The organism is Leclercia sp. TB492 (assembly GCF_049974505.2).
In the GTDB taxonomy this organism is placed as follows: Bacteria; Pseudomonadota; Gammaproteobacteria; order Enterobacterales; family Enterobacteriaceae; genus Enterobacter; species Enterobacter adecarboxylatus_C.
Window position 1 is genome coordinate 4,431,287 of the sequence record NZ_CM127572.1, and the last position, 18,236, is coordinate 4,449,522.

Sequence of the window (18,236 nt, forward strand, 5' to 3'; positions counted from 1 at the left end):
TTAATCGTTATCAACACCAATGCTTGAAAATTTTGTTTAACTGGGCCGTAATGAAGGCAGGTAGACGACTGCTACACGCATTGGTCATCGATAACTTAAGGAAGGAGTAACACTATGGCTTATAAACACATTCTTATCGCGGTTGACCTCTCCCCGGAGAGCAAAGTCCTGGTTGATAAAGCGGTATCCATGGCGCGTCCGTACAATGCGAAAGTTTCCTTGATTCACGTGGACGTGAATTACTCCGATCTCTATACCGGCCTGATTGACGTGAATCTGGGCGACATGCAGAAGCGTATCTCCGAAGAGACCCACCAGGCGCTGACCGAACTCTCCACCAACGCGGGCTATCCGATCACCGAAACCCTGAGCGGCAGCGGCGACCTGGGCCAGGTGCTGGTTGATGCAATCAAGAAATACGATATGGATCTGGTGGTCTGCGGTCATCACCAGGACTTCTGGAGCAAGCTGATGTCGTCAGCGCGTCAGCTGATTAACACCGTGCACGTGGACATGTTGATTGTGCCGCTGCGCGACGAAGACGACGAGTAAGTGTAAAAAAGCCCGGTGGCGCTAACGCTTACCGGGCCTACAAATGGCACTGCACGTAGGCCGGGTAAGGCGAAGCCGCCTCCCGGCTTTTTTATTCCGGCGTACCGGAGTAGATATCAAACCGGTGCCCTTTGGTGGTCACCGCATTGGTGGTGGCGACCTCCGCCAGCGGCGGTGCATAGTCAGGACGTTTCACCACTACCCGCTTTGTCGCCAGCAGGCGAGCAGGCTCCAGCAGGCCATCTGCGTCTAAGTCCGGCCCCACCAGCGACTGAAACACCCGCATCTCTTTCTTCACCAGCGCGCTTTTCTGCTTATGCGGGAACATTGGGTCGAGATAGACCACCTGCGGACGCGGGGTGATATCCGTCAGTGCCGTCAGGCTCGAGGCGTGGATCAGCTGTAGTCGCTCCTGCAACCAGCCGCCGATTTCCGGATCGGCATAGCCGCGAGCAAGGCCATCATCCAGCAGGGCGGCGACCACCGGGTTGCGCTCCAGCATCCGCACCCGACAGCCTACAGAGGCGAGCACAAAGGCATCGCGCCCCAGTCCGGCGGTGGCATCCACCACGTCCGGCAGATAGCTGCCTTTGATCCCGACCGCTTTGGCGACCGCTTCGCCACGTCCGCCGCCGAACTTGCGCCGGTGTGCCATGGCGCCACCGACAAAGTCGACAAAAATCCCGCCGAGTTTCGGTTCGTCACGTTTACGTAACTCCAGATGCGCTGTAGTCATCACCAGCGCCATCAGGTTTTCTTCATCGTGTTCCAGCCCCCATCGGGCCGCCAGAACAGATAAGGCGCCGTCTCCGGCGCCTGTCTCATCTACTAAGTGAATCTTCACGAATCAACTAACCCTTGATGCCGTAATGCTCAAGCATCGCGTCCAGCTGCGGCTCGCGGCCACGGAAGCGTTTGAACAGCTCCATTGGCTCTTCGGAACCGCCGCGGGTCAGGATGTTATCGAGGAACGACTGCCCGGTTTCGCGGTTGAAAATCCCCTCTTCTTCGAAGCGGGAGTAAGCGTCTGCCGCCAGCACGTCCGCCCACAGGTAGCTGTAGTAACCCGCCGCATAGCCGCCAGCAAAGATATGGCTGAACGCGTGCGGGAAGCGACCCCATGCCGGGCCAGGGATCAGGGCCACCTGCTTCTTGATCTCCGCCAGGGTTTCGAGGACCTTCGCCCCTTGCTCCGGGCTGAACTCGGCATGCAGACGGAAATCGAACAGGCCGAACTCCAGCTGGCGCAGGATAAACATCGCCGCCTGGTAGTTTTTCGCTTCCAGCATCTTATCCAGCAGCGCTTTTGGCAGCGGCTCGCCGGTCTCGTAGTGACCGGAGATAAACGCCAGCGCGTCCGGCTCCCAGCACCAGTTTTCCATAAACTGGCTCGGCAGCTCGACCGCATCCCACGGCACGCCGCTGATACCGGCCACGCCTGCAGCTTCGATACGGGTCAGCATATGGTGCAGACCGTGACCGAACTCGTGGAACAGGGTGATCACTTCGTCATGGGTAAAGAGCGCAGGTTTACCGCTGACCGGACGGTTGAAGTTACAGGTCAGGTAGGCCACCGGCTTTTGCAGCGAGCCGTCGGCTTTACGCATCTGGCCTACGCAGTCATCCATCCACGCCCCGCCGCGCTTGTTCTCACGGGCATACAGGTCAAGGTAGAAGCTGCCGCGCAGTTCGTTTTTATCGTCATACAGCTCGAAGAAACGCACGTCGTCATGCCACACTTCCACATCGTTGCGCTCTTTAGCGGTAATGCCATAGATGCGCTTCACCACTTCGAACAGGCCGTTAACGGCTTTGTTTTCCGGGAAGTATGGGCGCAGCTGCTCATCGCTGATGCTGTAAAGGTGCTGCTTCTGTTTCTCGCTGTAGTACGCGATATCCCACGGCTGCAGCTCATCGACGCCGAACTCCGCTTTCGCAAAGGCGCGCAGCTGGGCCAGCTCTTTCTCGCCCTGAGGACGGGCGCGTTTGGCCAGATCGGTTAAGAAATCGAGCACCTGCTGGGGGTTTTCCGCCATTTTGGTGGCGAGGGATTTATCCGCGTAGCTGTCAAAGCCCAGCAGCTGTGCCAGCTCGTGACGCAGGGCGAGGATCTCCGCCATCACCGGGGTGTTATCCCACTTGCCGGCGTTCGGGCCCTGATCGGAGGCGCGGGTGCTGTAGGCGCGATACATCTCTTCACGCAGGGCCTGGTTGTCACAGTAGGTCATCACCGGCAGATAGCTCGGGATATCCAGGGTCAGCAGGAAACCTTCCTGCTCTTTCGCCTCGGCCTGGGCTTTCGCCGCCGCCAGCGCGCTCTCCGGCATACCCGCCAGTTCGGCTTCGTCGGTAATCAGCTTCGTCCAGCCCATGGTGGCATCCAGCACGTTGTTGCTGTACTGGTTGCCCAGCTCGGACAGGCGGGTCGCGATTTCGCCGTAGCGCTGCTGTTTATCTTTCGCGAGGCCAATGCCCGACAGTTCAAAATCGCGCAGGGCGTTATCAACCGCCTTTTTCTGGGCGATGTTCAGGGTCGCATAGTTATCGCCCTCGCGCAGGTCGCGGTACGCTTTATACAGCCCTTCGTGCTGCCCGACCCAGGTGCTGTATTCCGACAGCAGCGGCAGGGTTTGTTCGTAGGCTTCACGCAGCTCCGGGCTGTTTTTCACCGAGTTCAGGTGGCTGACCGGGGAGAAGATGCGGCCGAGCACATCATCTACTTCCGCCAGCGGCTGACACAGGTTTTCCCAGCTGTAAGGGGCGCCCTGCGCAACCACGCTCTCGACGGCGGTACGGCAATCGTCCAGTGCTTTGGTGACAGCGGGAACAACATGTTCAGGCAGAATGGAGGAAAACGGTGGCAACGAAAAAGGCGTCAGTAATGGGTTGGTCATAAGCACTGTCCTGTTAAATGAGTGAATGAAGCGCGCATCCTGCGCGAGCATATTGTTTCCAGGATGGGGTTAAGTGTAGTGAATTTCAATGGCTGAGGTGACAGAAAAACCGCCGCCGCGACGGTGCGTGCCGGGCCTGCGGGTAATCTGCGCCGTTCTGCTGTAAACTGTGGCCAATCGACATTATCGGAACATATCTACCCATGCTCAGTTATCGCCACAGCTTTCACGCGGGCAACCACGCCGACGTTCTTAAACATACCGTTCAGAGCCTGATTATCGAGGCGCTCAAAGAGAAAGATAAGCCTTTTCTCTATCTGGACACCCATGCCGGCGCGGGCCGCTATCAGCTGAGCGGTGAACACGCCGAGCGCACCGGGGAGTACCTCGAAGGCATCGCCCGTATCTGGCAGCAGGACGACCTGCCGGCCGAGCTTGAGCCGTACATCAGCGTCATTAATCACTTCAACCGCAGCGGCCAGCTACGTTACTACCCGGGCTCGCCGCTGATTGCCCGTCAGTTGCTGCGCGAGCAGGACAGCATTCAGCTGACCGAACTGCACCCGAGCGACTACCCGCTACTGCGCTCTGAATTCCAGAAAGACAGCCGCGCGCGCGTCGAGAAATCGGACGGCTACCAGCAGCTGAAAGCGAAATTACCACCGGTGTCCCGTCGCGGCCTGGTGCTGATCGACCCGCCTTATGAGATCAAAAGTGACTATCAGGCGGTGGTGGCGGGCATCCACGAAGGGTACAAACGCTTTGCCACCGGCACCTATGCCCTGTGGTATCCGGTGGTGCTGCGTTCGCAGATCAAGCGCATGATTAAGGATCTGGAAGCGACCGGTATCCGTAAGATCCTGCAAATTGAGCTGGCGGTTCTCCCCGACAGCGATCGACGCGGCATGACCGCCTCCGGCATGATCGTGGTTAACCCACCGTGGAAGCTGGAAGCGCAGATGAACAACGTTCTGCCGTGGCTGCACAAAAAGCTGGTTCCGGCCGGTACTGGCCACGCCACCGTCAGCTGGATCGTGCCTGAGTAATTACAGCAATCGGTGGAAGCTATTGATTTCAGGTATACAATCGCGGCAATTAACGATTAAGGATAAGACCATGACTAAGCATTATGACTACATCGCTATCGGCGGCGGCAGCGGCGGTATCGCCTCGATTAACCGTGCGGCCATGTATGGCCAGAAGTGCGCCCTGATTGAAGCGAAAGACCTCGGCGGCACCTGCGTCAACGTCGGTTGTGTACCGAAGAAAGTGATGTGGCATGCGGCGCAGATCCGTGAGGCCATCCACCTGTATGGCCCGGATTATGGTTTTGACACCACCATCAATAACTTCGACTGGGATCGCCTGATCGCCAGCCGTACGGCATACATTGACCGGATTCATACCTCCTACGACAACGTGCTGGGTAAGAACAACGTCGATGTAATCCGCGGTTTCGCCCGTTTTGTGGATGCGAAGACCATCGAAGTGAACGGCGAGACGATCACCGCCGATCATATCCTGATCGCCACCGGCGGCCGTCCGAGCCATCCGTCTATTCCGGGCGCGGAATATGGCATCGACTCCGACGGTTTCTTTGAGCTGCCTGCCCTGCCGAAACGCGTTGCCGTTGTGGGCGCGGGCTACATCGCCGTAGAACTGGCGGGCGTGATTAACGGCCTGGGCGCGGAAGCGCACCTGTTCGTGCGCAAACACGCCCCGCTGCGCAGCTTCGATCCGCTGATCGTCGATACGCTGGTGGAAGTGATGAACGCAGAAGGCCCTCATCTGCATACGGAAGCCATTCCGAAAGCGGTCGTGAAAAACGCCGACGGCAGCCTGACCCTGGAGCTGGAAGATGGCCGCAGCCAGACCGTTGATTGCCTGATCTGGGCGATCGGTCGTGAACCGGCAAACGACAACTTCAACCTCGCCGTAACCGGGGTTGAGACCAATGAGAAAGGCTATATCGTTGTCGATAAGTTCCAGAACACCAGCGTGCCGGGCATTTACGCGGTGGGCGATAACACCGGTGCCGTTGAGCTGACCCCGGTAGCGGTGGCCGCGGGCCGTCGTCTCTCCGAGCGTCTGTTTAACAACAAACCGGACGAGCACCTCGACTACAGCAACATCCCGACCGTGGTCTTCAGCCATCCGCCGATCGGCACCGTCGGTTTAACCGAACCGCAGGCGCGCGAGCAGTATGGCGACGACCAGGTGAAAGTGTATAAATCGGCCTTCACCGCCATGTATACCGCCGTCACCGCTCACCGTCAGCCATGCCGCATGAAGCTGGTCTGCGTTGGGCCGGAGGAGAAGATCGTCGGTATTCACGGTATTGGCTTCGGTATGGATGAGATCCTGCAGGGCTTTGCCGTGGCGCTGAAAATGGGTGCGACCAAGAAAGACTTCGATAACACCGTGGCGATCCACCCAACGGCGGCAGAAGAGTTTGTGACCATGCGTTAATACGCTTTGCCACTCGCGATTCTGCGCTTATAAAGACCGGTCCTCAGTGGCCGGTTTTTTTATGCCCCCTCAGCCCGGCTGTACAAACGGTAACAAAATTCACCGGAAACGGCGGCAGACCTGGCTAACCTTAAAAAGTATTAATTGCTTATCTGGATCGATTATTTAAGGTTAGAGAAAACATAATGCAAGTGAAGATCAACGCAAAAAGCCTGGCTAAATTCCACCTGATTCTTGCCCTTGTCTGGGCGATGTTAACCATACCCACCCTGCTATGGTGGAAAAACAGTATCCTCTGGGTCTCGCTGATGAGTATTTACGCTATCGTGGTTTCGCATCTGGCGGCCTATAGCGCGGCGCATGCGGAAAAAGCGGCCAGCAATGCCCTGAATCAGAGCTAAGAGACGAAGCAAAAAACGGAGAAACTGACTGGCGATCCACGGCAGGCGCATTAACGCTGCGTCACCGTACTCTCTGGCAAAAGCCCTCTGATTCATACTCTGTCGCAAAGCGAATGATCCGAATTTTAGATCGCCTCCGCACTGCTGGATCGGCTGTTTATTGCCTGTAATAACATCAACATGCCACCCGCAGTGCCGGTTTTTCTCTTCCAGTAAAATGTGATCTACCGCACATATACCTCTTCACAGACCGAAGCGAATGTCTAAGCTTAGTAGGCAACCGGATAAAACCAGACCCGAGACAACGCTAACCGGAGGTCCTGACCACCATGTTCAACCAGAATATACGCACTGTAGAGACCGTAGAGTTCGATATAGAACAAGAACTTCTCTACGAAATCGATCCCTGCGAGTTAAAACTGGATGAAATGCTCGAGGCGGAGCCGGAACCTGAAATGATTGAAGGGCTGCCCGCATCCGATGCGCTCACCCCTGCCGATCGCTACCTTGAGCTCTTTGAGCATGTGCAGTCGACGCGACTGTTTGCCGACAGCAAAACTTTCCCCGACTGCGCACCAAAAATGGATCCGCTCGATATCCTCATCCGCTACCGTAAGGTAAGACGTCACCGGGACTTCAATCTGCGCCAGTTTGTGGAGAATCACTTCTGGCTGCCGGAAGTCCTGTCGAGCGAGTATGTTTCCGATCCGTCCCTCTCGCTCAAGGAACATATCGACAACCTGTGGCCGGTGCTGACCCGTGAGCCCCAGGATCACATCCCCTGGTCGTCGCTGCTGGCGCTGCCGCAGGCCTATATTGTGCCCGGCGGGCGATTCAGCGAAACCTACTACTGGGACTCCTATTTCACCATGCTGGGGCTGGCCGAAAGCGGACGCCACGACATGCTTAAGTGCATGGCGGATAACTTTGCGTGGATGATTGAACGCTACGGCCATATTCCCAATGGCAACCGTACCTACTATCTGAGCCGCTCTCAGCCGCCGGTTTTTGCCCTGATGGTTGAGCTGTTTGAAGAGGACGGCGTGCGCGGCGCCAAGCGCTATCTGGATCACCTGAAAATGGAGTATGCCTTCTGGATGGACGGCGCGGAGTCGCTGCTGCTCAACCAGGCCTACCGCAGCGCGGTGCGCATGCCGGATGGCTCTCTGCTTAACCGCTATTGGGATGACCGCGACACTCCGCGGGACGAATCCTGGATAGAGGACGTTGAAACCGCCCGCCACTCCGGTCGTCCGCCTAACGAGGTTTATCGCGATCTGCGCGCCGGGGCCGCTTCCGGCTGGGACTACTCCTCGCGCTGGCTGCGGGATCCGAGCCGGCTGGCGAGTATTCGCACCACCCAGTTTATCCCAATCGATCTCAACGCCTTCCTGTTCAAGCTGGAGAGCGCCATCGCCAATATCTCGGCCTCGAAGGGGGACAAAGAGACGGCAGAGATCTTCCGCCAGAAGGCGAGCGATCGTCGCGCGGCGGTAAACCGCTATTTGTGGGATGAGGAAAACGGCTGCTATCGCGATTACGACTGGCGCCGGGAGGCACTGGCGCTCTTTTCTGCCGCCAGCATTGTGCCGCTGTACGTCGGTATGGCCACCCACGAGCAGGCTGAACGTCTGTCGGATGCCGTAAAAGCCCGCCTGCTGACGCCGGGCGGTATTCTGGCTACCGAGTACGAAACCGGCGAGCAGTGGGATAAACCCAACGGCTGGGCGCCATTGCAGTGGATGGCAATCCAGGGCTTCAAGCAGTACGGCAACGACTCGCTGGGGGATGAAATCGCCTGGAGCTGGCTGCAGACGGTTAACCATTTCTACAAGACGCACTACAAGCTGATTGAGAAGTACCACATCGCCAGCAGCCAGCCTCGCGAAGGGGGCGGGGGTGAGTACCCCCTGCAGGACGGGTTTGGCTGGACCAACGGCGTGGTTCGCCGCCTGATTGGCCTGTATGGGGAGCCGTAACTCCCCGACCTCTCAGCGAATCACTTCATAAATGGCCGTCTGGATCGACTGCCATTTTTTAGTGCTTTCGTTCGGCTGTGCTTGTGCCCGCCGCTTCGCCTGATCCATCTCGCGTCGCTGACGTTCAACCACCGCCGGGACGGTACAAAATGCCTGGAGATACTCCTTACGCAGGCCCGTCAGCGGTTGCCCTGCTGACATCGCATGGCCGAGGTTGGTAATAAACTGCCGACAGGGCTTTGGCTGCGCCATTTGCAGACGATAGCGCATCAGGACCTCCAGTACCTCGCGATGGCCGACGGAGAGCGCATGCTCCGTCCAGGAGAGTTTCCAGTTCATCCCCGCTTTCAGGAACAACAGTGCCACCCGTGTATCGTTGCGGTCTATCGCCGCGCGGAAGTTATTCTCATCCCAGGTGACACCCATCCGCGTCAGCGTTTCGCGGGAGGAAGGCGTCTCGCGCATCTCTTCCACCACTGCCTTCACGGGCGCTACGGTACTGGCCGCCTGGGTCGGGGCGCTGCTTTCAATTAACAGCCAGGTGCCCATCATCATCATCCCCATCACCATGACCCCAACCGCACCCCATAGCACGACGGAAATCAGGTAATCGCGCTGCTCCGGAGTGCGCGCAGGCCGACGGTTCGGTTTATCGATGGTGTCGCGCACCTCAAAAATATCGTCGCCGGTGGCTTTATTTTTTTTGCGCGCGTTCTCCCAGAAGAGATTCAGCTCGTGAACGCCTTCAGCCATCAGCCCGGCCGGGTTGACGGCGGTGCGGCCCTCTTCAAATGCCCGCTGCACGGGACCGGCGATCTGGGCATAGTAGTTATCCAGCAGCAACGTCTGCGCTGAGGTCAGCGGCTGGCTGGCAATGATGTTGTTGCGGATCAGGCGGATATCATCAAGAAAGGACTGGAGCGTTTTACGCGGCTCCACCATCAGCGTCAGCAGAGACGGATCGCTGAACAGCGCCGAGTAGGAGCGGGAATACTCTTTTTTATCCACCAGCATCAGGGCCAGCTCGCTGAACATCATGCCGCCGAGTGCGTCATTACGTTCCCCCTGCCGCAGCCAGCCGCGCACCCGATCGGCGCTGAACAGGGTTTTCAGGTGATTATTCAGGCGCGTCGGATCCGGCCACGCCTGCATAATCAGCCCTTTAATCATCAGCTCCAGCGCCCGCACCTGCTTTTGTGCGAGCTGCTGACGTAGCTCATCGCTGGGGCCCATTTCCGTACTGTAGGTCAGCAGCGGCTGCTGCAGACGCAAATGTTCAAGCGCCGTCACAAAGCGCGTCGCGGCGATCAGCTGGTTGTCGCTTACATCCTGTCCACTTTCATACTGCGGCACTCGCTGCTGTAACAGCCGCAGCTGTAACGTGAACTGCGACAGTTCCGCATCGTTCAGGTTGAGCTGCTTTGCCACCCTCGCCCAGCCCCCCAGCGCCAGCCTGGCGGAATCGAGCTGCTCAAGGAACCAACGGGGATCTTTGCCTTCGGCAACGTGTACCTTTAACAGGAGCAGAATTTCCACGGAGGCCTGACGAATAATTCCCAGACAGCGTTCAAACTGCTCGCGGATCAGGTGCGATTTACTGAGGGTCATCATTTTCCTTTACGTGCTGCGCACATATGCAGAGGCAGCTGTCGGAGAGCGGTCTTTTTTCAAGTGGTTATACCAGATTAAACATAACCGATAACGGTCACTATTTCAGTGATAATGTTAAAATCATTTACAAAAGTTCAGGAGACCTGGCATGCCTGTATTGCACACCCCGCGTTTAACCTGCTCCCCGCTGCAGGAAGGAGACTGGCCCTTTTTTCTCTCGCTTCAGCAGCACCCCGATGTGATGCGCTACGTGGCCGAAGCCCGCCCGGAGGAGGCCATTCGCGAGGCTTTTGATGCGCGTCTGCCGGCATGGTCGCCGGGCAGCGATCGCTGGCTGTGCCTGGTGGTGTGCGATAACACCAGCCAGATGCCGCTCGGGGTCACCGGGTATATTCATCATGATGAGGATTGCGCCGAAGTGGGATTCTTGTTTGCTCCCCTGGCTCAGGGAAAAGGCTACGGCTTTGAGTCCTTACAGGCGGTGTGCGATTACGCCTTCGGCCAGGGAGGCATTCGCCGCTTAACCGCCACGGTGACGGCGGGCAACGTGGCCTCGAAACGCCTGCTGGAAAAGGTGGGATTTGTGCTGGAAGGGGAACTGCGCGAAAGCTACTGGCTGGCAGGCCAGTGGCACAACGACTGGCTGTTTGGGCTGTTAAAGAAAGAGTACCGCTAAGGGTGCCGCGGGGATCCCTCCCCGGCACCAGGTTACAGAAACATTCCCCCGGAGAGTTCAATCCGCTGCGCATTCATCCAGCCAAGCTCGTCGCTGAGCAGGGCCGCAATCGCATCGCCAATGTCGTCCGGCAGCCCGACGCGCCCCAGCGCCGTCTGTGAAGCAATGTGCTGGTTCAACTCCTTGTTATCGCGCACGCGCCCGCCGCCAAAGTCAGTTTCAATGGCGCCGGGAGCAATAATATTGGCCGTGATCCCACGCGCCCCCAGCTCTTTTGCCTGATAGCGGGTAAGCACTTCCATCGCCCCTTTCATCGCCGCGTAGGTGCTCGAGCCCGGCAGGGTGATACGTGCCAGACCGGAGGAGACATTCAGGATCCGCCCGCCGTTTTTTATCAAGGGTAACAGGCACTGCGTCAGGAAGAAGGGGCCCTTGAAATGGATGTTCATCACCTCATCAAACTGCGCTTCGGTGGTCTCAACATAAGGGGCGTATAAACCCACGCCTGCGTTGTTCAACAAATAATCGAAGCTGTTGCGCTGCCATACCGAATGCAGTGTTTCCCTCACCTGTCCGGTAAAGGCGTCGAAGCTGGCAACTTCCCCGACGTTCAGCTGCAATGCCGCCGCCTTTACCCCTTTTAGCTCAATTTCGCGCACAACTTCGAGCGCCTCCTGCTGGCTACGGTTCCAGGTCAGGAGGATCCCGACACCTTTGTCTGCCAGCTTCAGCGCAGCGTTTTTACCGAGCCCGCGGCTGCCGCCAGTCACTAATGCAATACGTTCAGTCATAAGAAACCTCGTTTCGGCTGTGGTGGTGATTGAGAAAGAGCTTATTAGGTGATAGAAAATCAATAAATATGGCTAGCAACGCTTCACTGTTTCATATCCAACAACAATGAGTGCTCCCTATGGATAAAATTCAGGCAATGCAGTTGTTCATTCGCGTCGCTGAACTGGAGAGTTTTTCCCGGGCAGCAGACTTGATGGGCCTTCCTAAAGGTAGCGTATCCCGTCAGATCCAGGCCCTGGAGAACGGGCTTGGCACCCGGCTGCTGCACCGCACCACGCGGCGCGTCAGCCTGACTCAGGACGGAATGGTCTATTACGAGCGGGCCAAAGATCTGCTGACCAACATGGATGAACTGGATGGTCTTTTTTTGCACGACCCTGCCAGCGTCAGCGGAAGACTGCGGGTGGATATGCCCGTAAGCGTTGCGCGAAATTTAGTCATCCCTCGCCTGCCGCTTTTTCTACAACAGTATCCCGGCATAGAACTGGAGCTGAGCAGCAGCGACCGGCTGGTGGATGTGGTGCGGGAAGGGTTCGACTGCGTGGTGCGCGTTGGCACCCTGAAGGATTCCGGCTTAATTGCCCGACCGCTTGGCAGGCTGTCGGTAATCAACTGCGCCAGCCCCGATTATCTGTCGCGTTTCGGCTATCCCGACGGGCTGGAGGATTTAGCCTCCCATGCGGTGGTGCACTACGCGGCGCACCCTGGCACCCGATCACAGGGTTTCGAATACTACGACGGCGAGGCGAGCCACTGGGTTAAAACCGGCGGCGTGTTGACGGTCAACACTACCGAGACTTATAACGCTTCGGCACTCGCCGGGCTGGGGATTATTCAGGCACCGCGGGTAGGCGTGCGTGACGCGCTGCGCACCAAAAAGCTGCTGGAGATCCTGCCGCAGTACCGCGCCCGACCGATGCCGGTGTCGCTCATCTATCCCCACCGCCGCAACCTCTCCCGCCGGGTGCATCTGTTTATGGCCTGGCTCACGGATATCATGAAAGCGTACGTTGACTGAGTGCAGGCTATAATTTTAAGGACCTCCCGCTAATCAATAAGGAAAGTGCGCGTGACGCCGGAAAATAGTGAGCAACGCCCCACCCATGATCTGGACTTCGAACCGATTAAAAAACTGGAAAACAGTCCGCCTCCGCCGGCTGAACCTAAAGTCACCTCTATACGTAAAACGGGGAGCCTGCTGGACAAAGCGAAGGACGCCTTCCAGCTGATTCAGCAGCAGCCGGTCATTGCCCACCTGCTGCGTGCCACCGAGCGGTTTAACGATCGACTGGGCAATCAGTTTGGCGCGGCGATCACCTACTTCTCATTTTTGTCGATGATCCCCATCCTGATGCTCTCTTTTGCCGCGGCGGGTTTCATTCTGGTGTCGCACCCGACCCTGCTGCAGGACATCTTCGGTAAAATTCTGCAGAACGTCAGCGATCCAACGCTGGCGGCCACCCTTAAAAGCACCATCAGCACCGCCGTACAGCAGCGTACCACCGTGGGGATTGTCGGGCTGTTTGTGGCGCTCTACTCCGGCATTAACTGGATGGGCAACCTGCGGGAAGCGATCCGCGCCCAGTCGCGTGACGTCTGGGAGCGTAAACCGCAGGATGAGGAGAAAATCTGGATCAAGTATTTCCGCGATTTCGTTTCGCTGATTGGCCTGCTGGTGGCGCTGATTATCACCCTCTCCATCACCTCTGCGGCAGGCGCAGCGCAGGAGATGATTATCTCTGCGCTTTATCTCGATACCATCGAGTGGCTGAAGCCCGTCTGGCATCTGGTGGGGCTGGCGATCTCGATGCTGGCGAACTATCTGCTGTTCTTCTGGATCTTCTGGCGTCTGCCGCGCCACCGGCCGCGGCGAAAAGCGCTGATCCGCGGCACCTTCATTGCCGCGATTGGTTTTGAGGTGATCAAAATTGTCATGACCTACACCCTTCCGTCGCTGGTGTCTTCTCCATCCGGGGCGGCATTCGGCTCCGTGCTGGGGTTGATGGCCTTCTTCTACTTCTTCGCCAGGCTGACGCTGTTCTGCGCGGCGTGGATCGCCACCGCCCAGTACCCGGATGACCGGAGAATGCCCGGCAAAACACACCGTTAAGCACCTCATCGGGCTGGATAAGAATGCAATATTTCAGCCCGATTCATCATTTCAGCATATAAATCCAGCCTGTAACTTTTATTTAACCAAAAACCAGTTTTATCCTCTAAGTATTAATTTCTGTGAAGCATTTCATAGATGTGAATTTCCAGGTCTGAAAATTATTCACTTTTTGCCGGCTTTTTCGCCATTCGCTGCGTTTGTTACAGATTGAAATGTCGCTTTTGCTGTGCGTAATATGGCCTTTCGTTCGCCAAAAATAAGAAAAGTTTATGCAAGCCACAGCCACAACACTCAATTCAGAGCAGGAAAACGCCCCGGTTAACTCGCGCAATAAAGTCGTCGTCGCATCGCTGATTGGCACCGCCATCGAATTCTTCGACTTCTATATTTACGCGACCGCTGCGGTCATCGTTTTCCCGCATATCTTCTTCCCGCAGGGCGACCCGACGGCGGCTACCCTGCAGTCGCTGGCGACCTTCGCCATCGCCTTTATCGCACGTCCTATTGGTTCAGCGCTGTTCGGCCACTTCGGCGATCGCGTCGGGCGTAAGGTGACGCTGGTCGCCTCGCTGCTGACCATGGGGATCTCTACCGTCGCCATCGGCCTGCTGCCGACCTACGAAACCATCGGTATTCTGGCTCCGCTGCTGCTGGCGCTAGCCCGTTTTGGTCAGGGTCTGGGTCTGGGCGGTGAATGGGGCGGCGCGGCGCTGCTGGCCACCGAGAATGCGCCACCGCGCAAGCGCGCGCTGTACGGCTCCTTCCCGCAGCTGGGCGCGCCGATTGGCTTCTTCTTTGCCAACGGCACCTTCCTGCTGCTCTCCTGGCTGCTGACCGACGAGCAGTTCATGACCTGGGGCTGGCGTATTCCGTTTATCTTCTCGGCGGTGCTGGTGCTGATCGGCCTGTATGTGCGCGTCTCCCTGCATGAGACCCCGGTGTTCGCCAAAGTGGCCGCCGCGAAGAAACAGGTAAAAATCCCGCTCGGCACGCTGCTGACCAAACACGTCCGCGTGACGGTGCTCGGTACCTTCATCATGCTGGCGACCTATACGCTGTTCTACATCATGACCGTCTACTCCATGACCTTCAGCACCACCGCTGCGCCTGTGGGTCTGGGTCTGCCGCGTAACGAAGTGCTGTGGATGCTGATGATGGCGGTGATTGGTTTTGGCGTGATGGTGCCGATTGCAGGGCTGCTGGCTGACCGCTTTGGTCGTCGCCCGAGCATGATCGTTATCACTTCACTGATCATTCTGTTTGCGCTGTTCGTCTTCCCGCCGCTGCTGGGTTCCGGTAACCCGGCGCTGGTGATGGCTTATCTGCTGATTGGTCTGAGCCTGATGGGGCTGACGTTCGGTCCGATGGGTGCGCTGCTGCCAGAGCTGTTCCCAACCGAAGTACGTTATACCGGAGCGTCATTCTCCTATAACGTCTCCTCGATTCTGGGGGCCTCTGTAGCGCCGTATATCGCCACCTGGCTGCAGGCGAACTACGGTCTGGCGTATGTCGGGTTCTACCTGGCGGCAATGGCGGCGCTGACGCTGATTGCCCTGCTGCTGACCCACGAGACCCGCCATCAATCATTGTAATTCAAACTACCCTCTCCCAAAGGGAGAGGGTGAATAACACCCAGGCCCGGCAAGCAATACGCCGCCGGGCAAATCCCCGCTCTATTTCTTCATCTGCGACAGAATCACCTGACACTGATTGGCCTGCCCCTCTGACGGGGAAATGAGCGCCAGCAGTGCTGCCGCTGGCGTCACCAGCGTTGCCAGCGCCGCAGCCACCGCACCACGCGCAATCAACGGCCCCGCCTTCACTCCCGCATCCGGATCTTTAAAGCTACCGCGTACGTACAACGGCGAGCGCAGCGTCACGATGCGAATGCCTTTACTTTCAGGGTTAATCGTCAGATCCAGCTGCTCAGAAGCCATGCTGGCCGTGCCGGTAATATTGATCACCGCATTTTCAGTATCAAAAGCAAAGATCTGCGGACGGGCAACGCCGTTGACCAGGTCGATATTGGCCGCCGCACAGTTGACCCTCACCTCATCGTCACCAAAAATCTGCCCGACCAGGAAGTTGCCAACGTTAAGCCCGAGGATCTCCATCAGGTTGCGGCTGACCAGCCCATCGTTCATCAGCAGCTTCAGGTTACCGTTACCGTTGCCCAGCAGGGCCGCCACGGAGTTACCCGTGCCACGGATGGTCGCATCGCCGTTCATCTCCCCGAGGGTTTTTTGCATCAGCTCCACATCGGGCATCAGCTGTTTAAGCTTCAGCCGGCGGGCCTGGATCTCCGCCTGGCCGCGCATCGGTTTCTTGTCACCTTCCAGCTTGATGTTGGCCGAGATCGTCCCGCCCGCCATGCCAAATTTCAGCGGCTTCAGCTGCAGGTCAGCATTTTTGAGAATGATATGGGTCGAGAGATCGCTGAGCGGCAGGCTGCTGCCATGCTCGATTCGACGCCCCTTGAAGCGCACGTCGGCATCCATCACATCCCATTTATCGGTTTCGAAGCGGTCGTTAGGCAGCACTTTCCCTGACGGCGGTGCCTCCTTTCTCACCTTCTGCGCCTTGGTGCCTTTGCCGGAGTCAACGCCAATCAGCGGCCCCAGATCGGCCAGCCTCAGCTGCCGGGACTCCATGTCGCCTTCCAGCTTCGGCCGTGGTTTACCGGTGCTGTAGGTCAGCGAGCCATGAATATCGCTGTCACCGATCCGGCCATTGAAGTCGCGGTAGTCATAGACGGACGATTTTTCAGGGTCGATTTTTGCCACCAGATGGCCGTCGGTTTCAAACGGTGGGGTATCCGGGAGCAGTACCCCGGTCAGTTCGTACAGCTCGCCCAGCGAATCCCCGGAGAATTTGAGGCGCAAATCGACCCCGCCCATCTTCATGGGATCGCTCACCGTGCCGACAAAGGCCACCCGGGTGTTGCCGGAGCGGAAATCGGCCTGCACCGGGAAGGGAGTGCCTTCGCTGCGCAGGGCCAGCATGCCGCCAATTTTGCCGCTACCTTTCAGAGGCTGATCGTTGTAACGCCCCTCGGCTTTCAGGCCAAAGACGTAATCGCCCACTTTGCCTTTATCATCTTTGCCCTTCGCGCCGGTGACTTCGCTAAAAGGCAGCGCTTTACCCAGCGGATCGACGAAGATTTCGAGGTTGGCTTTGCTCACCGTATCGTCAATGGTGACGCGCCCGCGATCGAAAATAATGTTGTCGAGACGGAACGACCAGGACGAGGGTTTAGCTGCGGCCTCTTTGTCTTCGCTTTCGGCGAAATCAAAGGTCCAGTTGTTGGTCTTTTCCGACAGGCGGATCAGCCGGGCATCGGGCTTCTGGAGTTTGATCCACGGCAGATAGACCGTTTTGGTCAGCAGCGACAGCGGGGCCAGCGTGGCTTCGACGCGCGGCAGATGCACCATAGTGATTTCAGGAATATCGGGTGGGTTGCCGAGAATAACGTCGTCGGCATGCACGTGTGGCCATGGGACCCAGCTGCGCCAGCCCGTTTCGCCCTTCTGGCGCTCCCATACAACGCCCAGATCGCCGCGAATGGCGAATGGACGGTTGAGTTCAGTCGAGACTTTCTGGTTGATGGTCGGTTTGAGGCGGTTCCAGTCAAATGTCGCGATCACGACAATAAGCACCACAATCAGCAACAAGAAGACCCCCCCGGACCAGGTGATAATCTTCGCTGTTTTTGTCATCCCATATTTCCCTTTTTACCTTGCCAGTCATGAATATAGTTCAGACAAGCAAAAAAGGGGCGGCAGCGTCCGGTAATAACGCGTTAACCACGCGCTATTATGGGAAGCAGCCAGGGATTACAGAGTGATGATAACGTTGTCGAGCGTCTCCATCGGTACCGGACGGGAAAGGAAATAGCCCTGCGCGGCGGCGGCGGGTGAGTTTTGCACATCGCGCCACTCTTCCAGCGTCTCGACACCTTCGACAATCACGCCCTGGCAGTAGCGGTTCATGAGCTGTAATAACAGCGTGAACAGGTTGCGGCCTTCCGGGGTCTGACGCAGCATAATGAACAGGTCCCGCGCCACTTTGATGTAGTCGTAACGCACTTCGCTCAGGGCGGAGAAGTTCGCCATGCCGGTGCCAAAGTCGTCCAGCCACAGGGGGCCAAATTCGCACATGGTGGCAAACGAGGAGTCCTGCGGCAGACGCACGTGCTCCACCAGCTCAAAGCGCAGCCACGGCAGCTGTTGAATCAGCTTCTGCAGGCTCTCATCCTGACGCACCGCCAGCAGGGTTGGACCATCAACGTTGACCGAGGCCAGAATGCTGTTGTCGGCGAAGAAGTCCTGTTTTGCCGTCAGCATGCTGAGCTGCTCTTCAAGGATATCCAGGCGGTGGCGCACCGGCAGTTCCGCAAAATAGCGATCCGGGGCGATCCGCTGTGCCGGGTTGGAGGGATGGGTCACGACGGTCAGGATCTCGATCGCCATCAGTTTACCGTCGGTGCGGTAAATGGGCTGATAAGTATAAGCACGCTGACATTGCAGCCAGTAGCGATGTTCCTGCAAGTTCTCAATACTTGCCTCAGGGATGCTCAGCAGCTGGATGTCCTGCCTTAACTTCATTTCAGATATCCTGTTGAATAGGGAAGAGCCTGTCGGGACTGGTCAAAGGATTATCGGCCCGGGCTAAGAGAACTTTATGTTCGGTTGCGGACGAATATTAAAATCTGGGATCTGAAACTCCCCCGAAACTTGTCCGGGTTCAAAA

At 57.5% G+C, this 18,236-nt stretch carries 15 protein-coding genes; 9 read left to right on the forward strand and 6 right to left on the reverse strand.

Going from position 1 to position 18,236, the window contains the following annotated elements; genetic code table 11:
* The first annotated feature begins 114 nt into the window (after positions 1 to 114).
* Positions 115 to 552 carry a universal stress protein UspA gene (gene uspA, locus ACP4QI_RS21085; RefSeq protein ID WP_032615029.1) on the forward strand — a complete coding sequence of 146 codons (438 nt, stop codon included), beginning with the start codon at positions 115 to 117 and terminating at the stop codon, positions 550 to 552.
* Positions 553 to 643: 91 nt separating this feature from the next.
* Here uspA and rsmJ read toward each other — a convergent pair whose 3' ends face one another.
* Positions 644 to 1,396 carry a 16S rRNA (guanine(1516)-N(2))-methyltransferase RsmJ gene (rsmJ, locus tag ACP4QI_RS21090; protein ID WP_142487461.1) on the reverse strand — a complete coding sequence of 251 codons (753 nt, stop codon included), beginning with the start codon at positions 1,394 to 1,396 and terminating at the stop codon, positions 644 to 646.
* Positions 1,397 to 1,403: 7 nt separating this feature from the next.
* Positions 1,404 to 3,446: an oligopeptidase A gene (gene prlC / locus ACP4QI_RS21095; RefSeq protein ID WP_142487462.1), complete on the reverse strand. Its 2,043-nt coding sequence runs from the start codon at positions 3,444 to 3,446 to the stop codon at positions 1,404 to 1,406.
* A 203-nt stretch (positions 3,447 to 3,649) separates the two neighbouring features.
* Between prlC and ACP4QI_RS21100 the strand changes: the two genes are divergently transcribed.
* The 4 genes from ACP4QI_RS21100 (at position 3,650) to ACP4QI_RS21115 (ending at position 8,295) form a co-directional block, all read left to right on the forward strand.
* Positions 3,650 to 4,492 carry a 23S rRNA (adenine(2030)-N(6))-methyltransferase RlmJ gene (locus ACP4QI_RS21100; protein WP_142487463.1) on the forward strand — a complete coding sequence of 281 codons (843 nt, stop codon included), beginning with the start codon at positions 3,650 to 3,652 and terminating at the stop codon, positions 4,490 to 4,492.
* Between the two features lie 70 nt (positions 4,493 to 4,562).
* Entirely contained in the window at positions 4,563 to 5,915 is a 1,353-nt protein-coding gene (gene gorA / locus ACP4QI_RS21105) for a glutathione-disulfide reductase (protein WP_142487464.1), read from the forward strand.
* A 185-nt stretch (positions 5,916 to 6,100) separates the two neighbouring features.
* On the forward strand, positions 6,101 to 6,316 hold the full coding sequence (locus tag ACP4QI_RS21110; RefSeq protein WP_426495884.1) for a monooxygenase: 216 nt from the start codon (positions 6,101 to 6,103) through the stop codon (positions 6,314 to 6,316).
* 329 nt (positions 6,317 to 6,645) lie between these two features.
* Positions 6,646 to 8,295, forward strand: coding sequence for an alpha,alpha-trehalase (locus tag ACP4QI_RS21115; RefSeq protein ID WP_142487468.1), 1,650 nt, complete (start codon positions 6,646 to 6,648; stop codon positions 8,293 to 8,295).
* 12 nt (positions 8,296 to 8,307) lie between these two features.
* Here ACP4QI_RS21115 and ACP4QI_RS21120 read toward each other — a convergent pair whose 3' ends face one another.
* Positions 8,308 to 9,903, reverse strand: coding sequence for an STY4199 family HEPN domain-containing protein (locus ACP4QI_RS21120; protein WP_426495885.1), 1,596 nt, complete (start codon positions 9,901 to 9,903; stop codon positions 8,308 to 8,310).
* 151 nt (positions 9,904 to 10,054) lie between these two features.
* Here ACP4QI_RS21120 and ACP4QI_RS21125 point away from each other — a divergent pair, with 151 nt between their 5' ends.
* A complete protein-coding gene (locus ACP4QI_RS21125) occupies positions 10,055 to 10,582 on the forward strand; it encodes a GNAT family N-acetyltransferase (protein WP_426495886.1) in 528 nt (175 codons plus the stop codon).
* Positions 10,583 to 10,614: 32 nt separating this feature from the next.
* On the opposite strand, the gene ACP4QI_RS21130 is transcribed toward ACP4QI_RS21125, so the two are convergent.
* Positions 10,615 to 11,373: an SDR family NAD(P)-dependent oxidoreductase gene (locus ACP4QI_RS21130; protein ID WP_426495887.1), complete on the reverse strand. Its 759-nt coding sequence runs from the start codon at positions 11,371 to 11,373 to the stop codon at positions 10,615 to 10,617.
* A gap of 119 nt (positions 11,374 to 11,492) precedes the next feature.
* On the opposite strand from ACP4QI_RS21130, the gene ACP4QI_RS21135 reads away from it, so the two are divergent.
* The 3 genes from ACP4QI_RS21135 to ACP4QI_RS21145 all read left to right on the forward strand — a co-directional run bounded on the left by ACP4QI_RS21135 (position 11,493) and on the right by ACP4QI_RS21145 (position 15,079).
* On the forward strand, positions 11,493 to 12,392 hold the full coding sequence (locus ACP4QI_RS21135; protein ID WP_285129028.1) for a LysR family transcriptional regulator: 900 nt from the start codon (positions 11,493 to 11,495) through the stop codon (positions 12,390 to 12,392).
* A 51-nt stretch (positions 12,393 to 12,443) separates the two neighbouring features.
* Positions 12,444 to 13,484, forward strand: a complete 1,041-nt coding sequence (gene yhjD, locus ACP4QI_RS21140) for an inner membrane protein YhjD (RefSeq protein ID WP_231313469.1) — start codon at positions 12,444 to 12,446, stop codon at positions 13,482 to 13,484.
* A gap of 272 nt (positions 13,485 to 13,756) precedes the next feature.
* Positions 13,757 to 15,079, forward strand: a complete 1,323-nt coding sequence (locus tag ACP4QI_RS21145) for an MFS transporter (RefSeq protein WP_142487475.1) — start codon at positions 13,757 to 13,759, stop codon at positions 15,077 to 15,079.
* An 81-nt stretch (positions 15,080 to 15,160) separates the two neighbouring features.
* On the opposite strand, the gene ACP4QI_RS21150 is transcribed toward ACP4QI_RS21145, so the two are convergent.
* Both ACP4QI_RS21150 and pdeH read right to left on the reverse strand, forming a co-directional pair.
* Entirely contained in the window at positions 15,161 to 17,203 is a 2,043-nt protein-coding gene (locus ACP4QI_RS21150) for an AsmA family protein (RefSeq protein ID WP_285112445.1), read from the reverse strand.
* A 117-nt stretch (positions 17,204 to 17,320) separates the two neighbouring features.
* Positions 17,321 to 18,091 (reverse strand): cyclic-guanylate-specific phosphodiesterase, encoded by a 771-nt coding sequence (gene pdeH / locus ACP4QI_RS21155; RefSeq protein ID WP_142487477.1) that lies wholly within the window; start codon positions 18,089 to 18,091, stop codon positions 17,321 to 17,323.
* Positions 18,092 to 18,236: the final 145 nt, after the last annotated feature.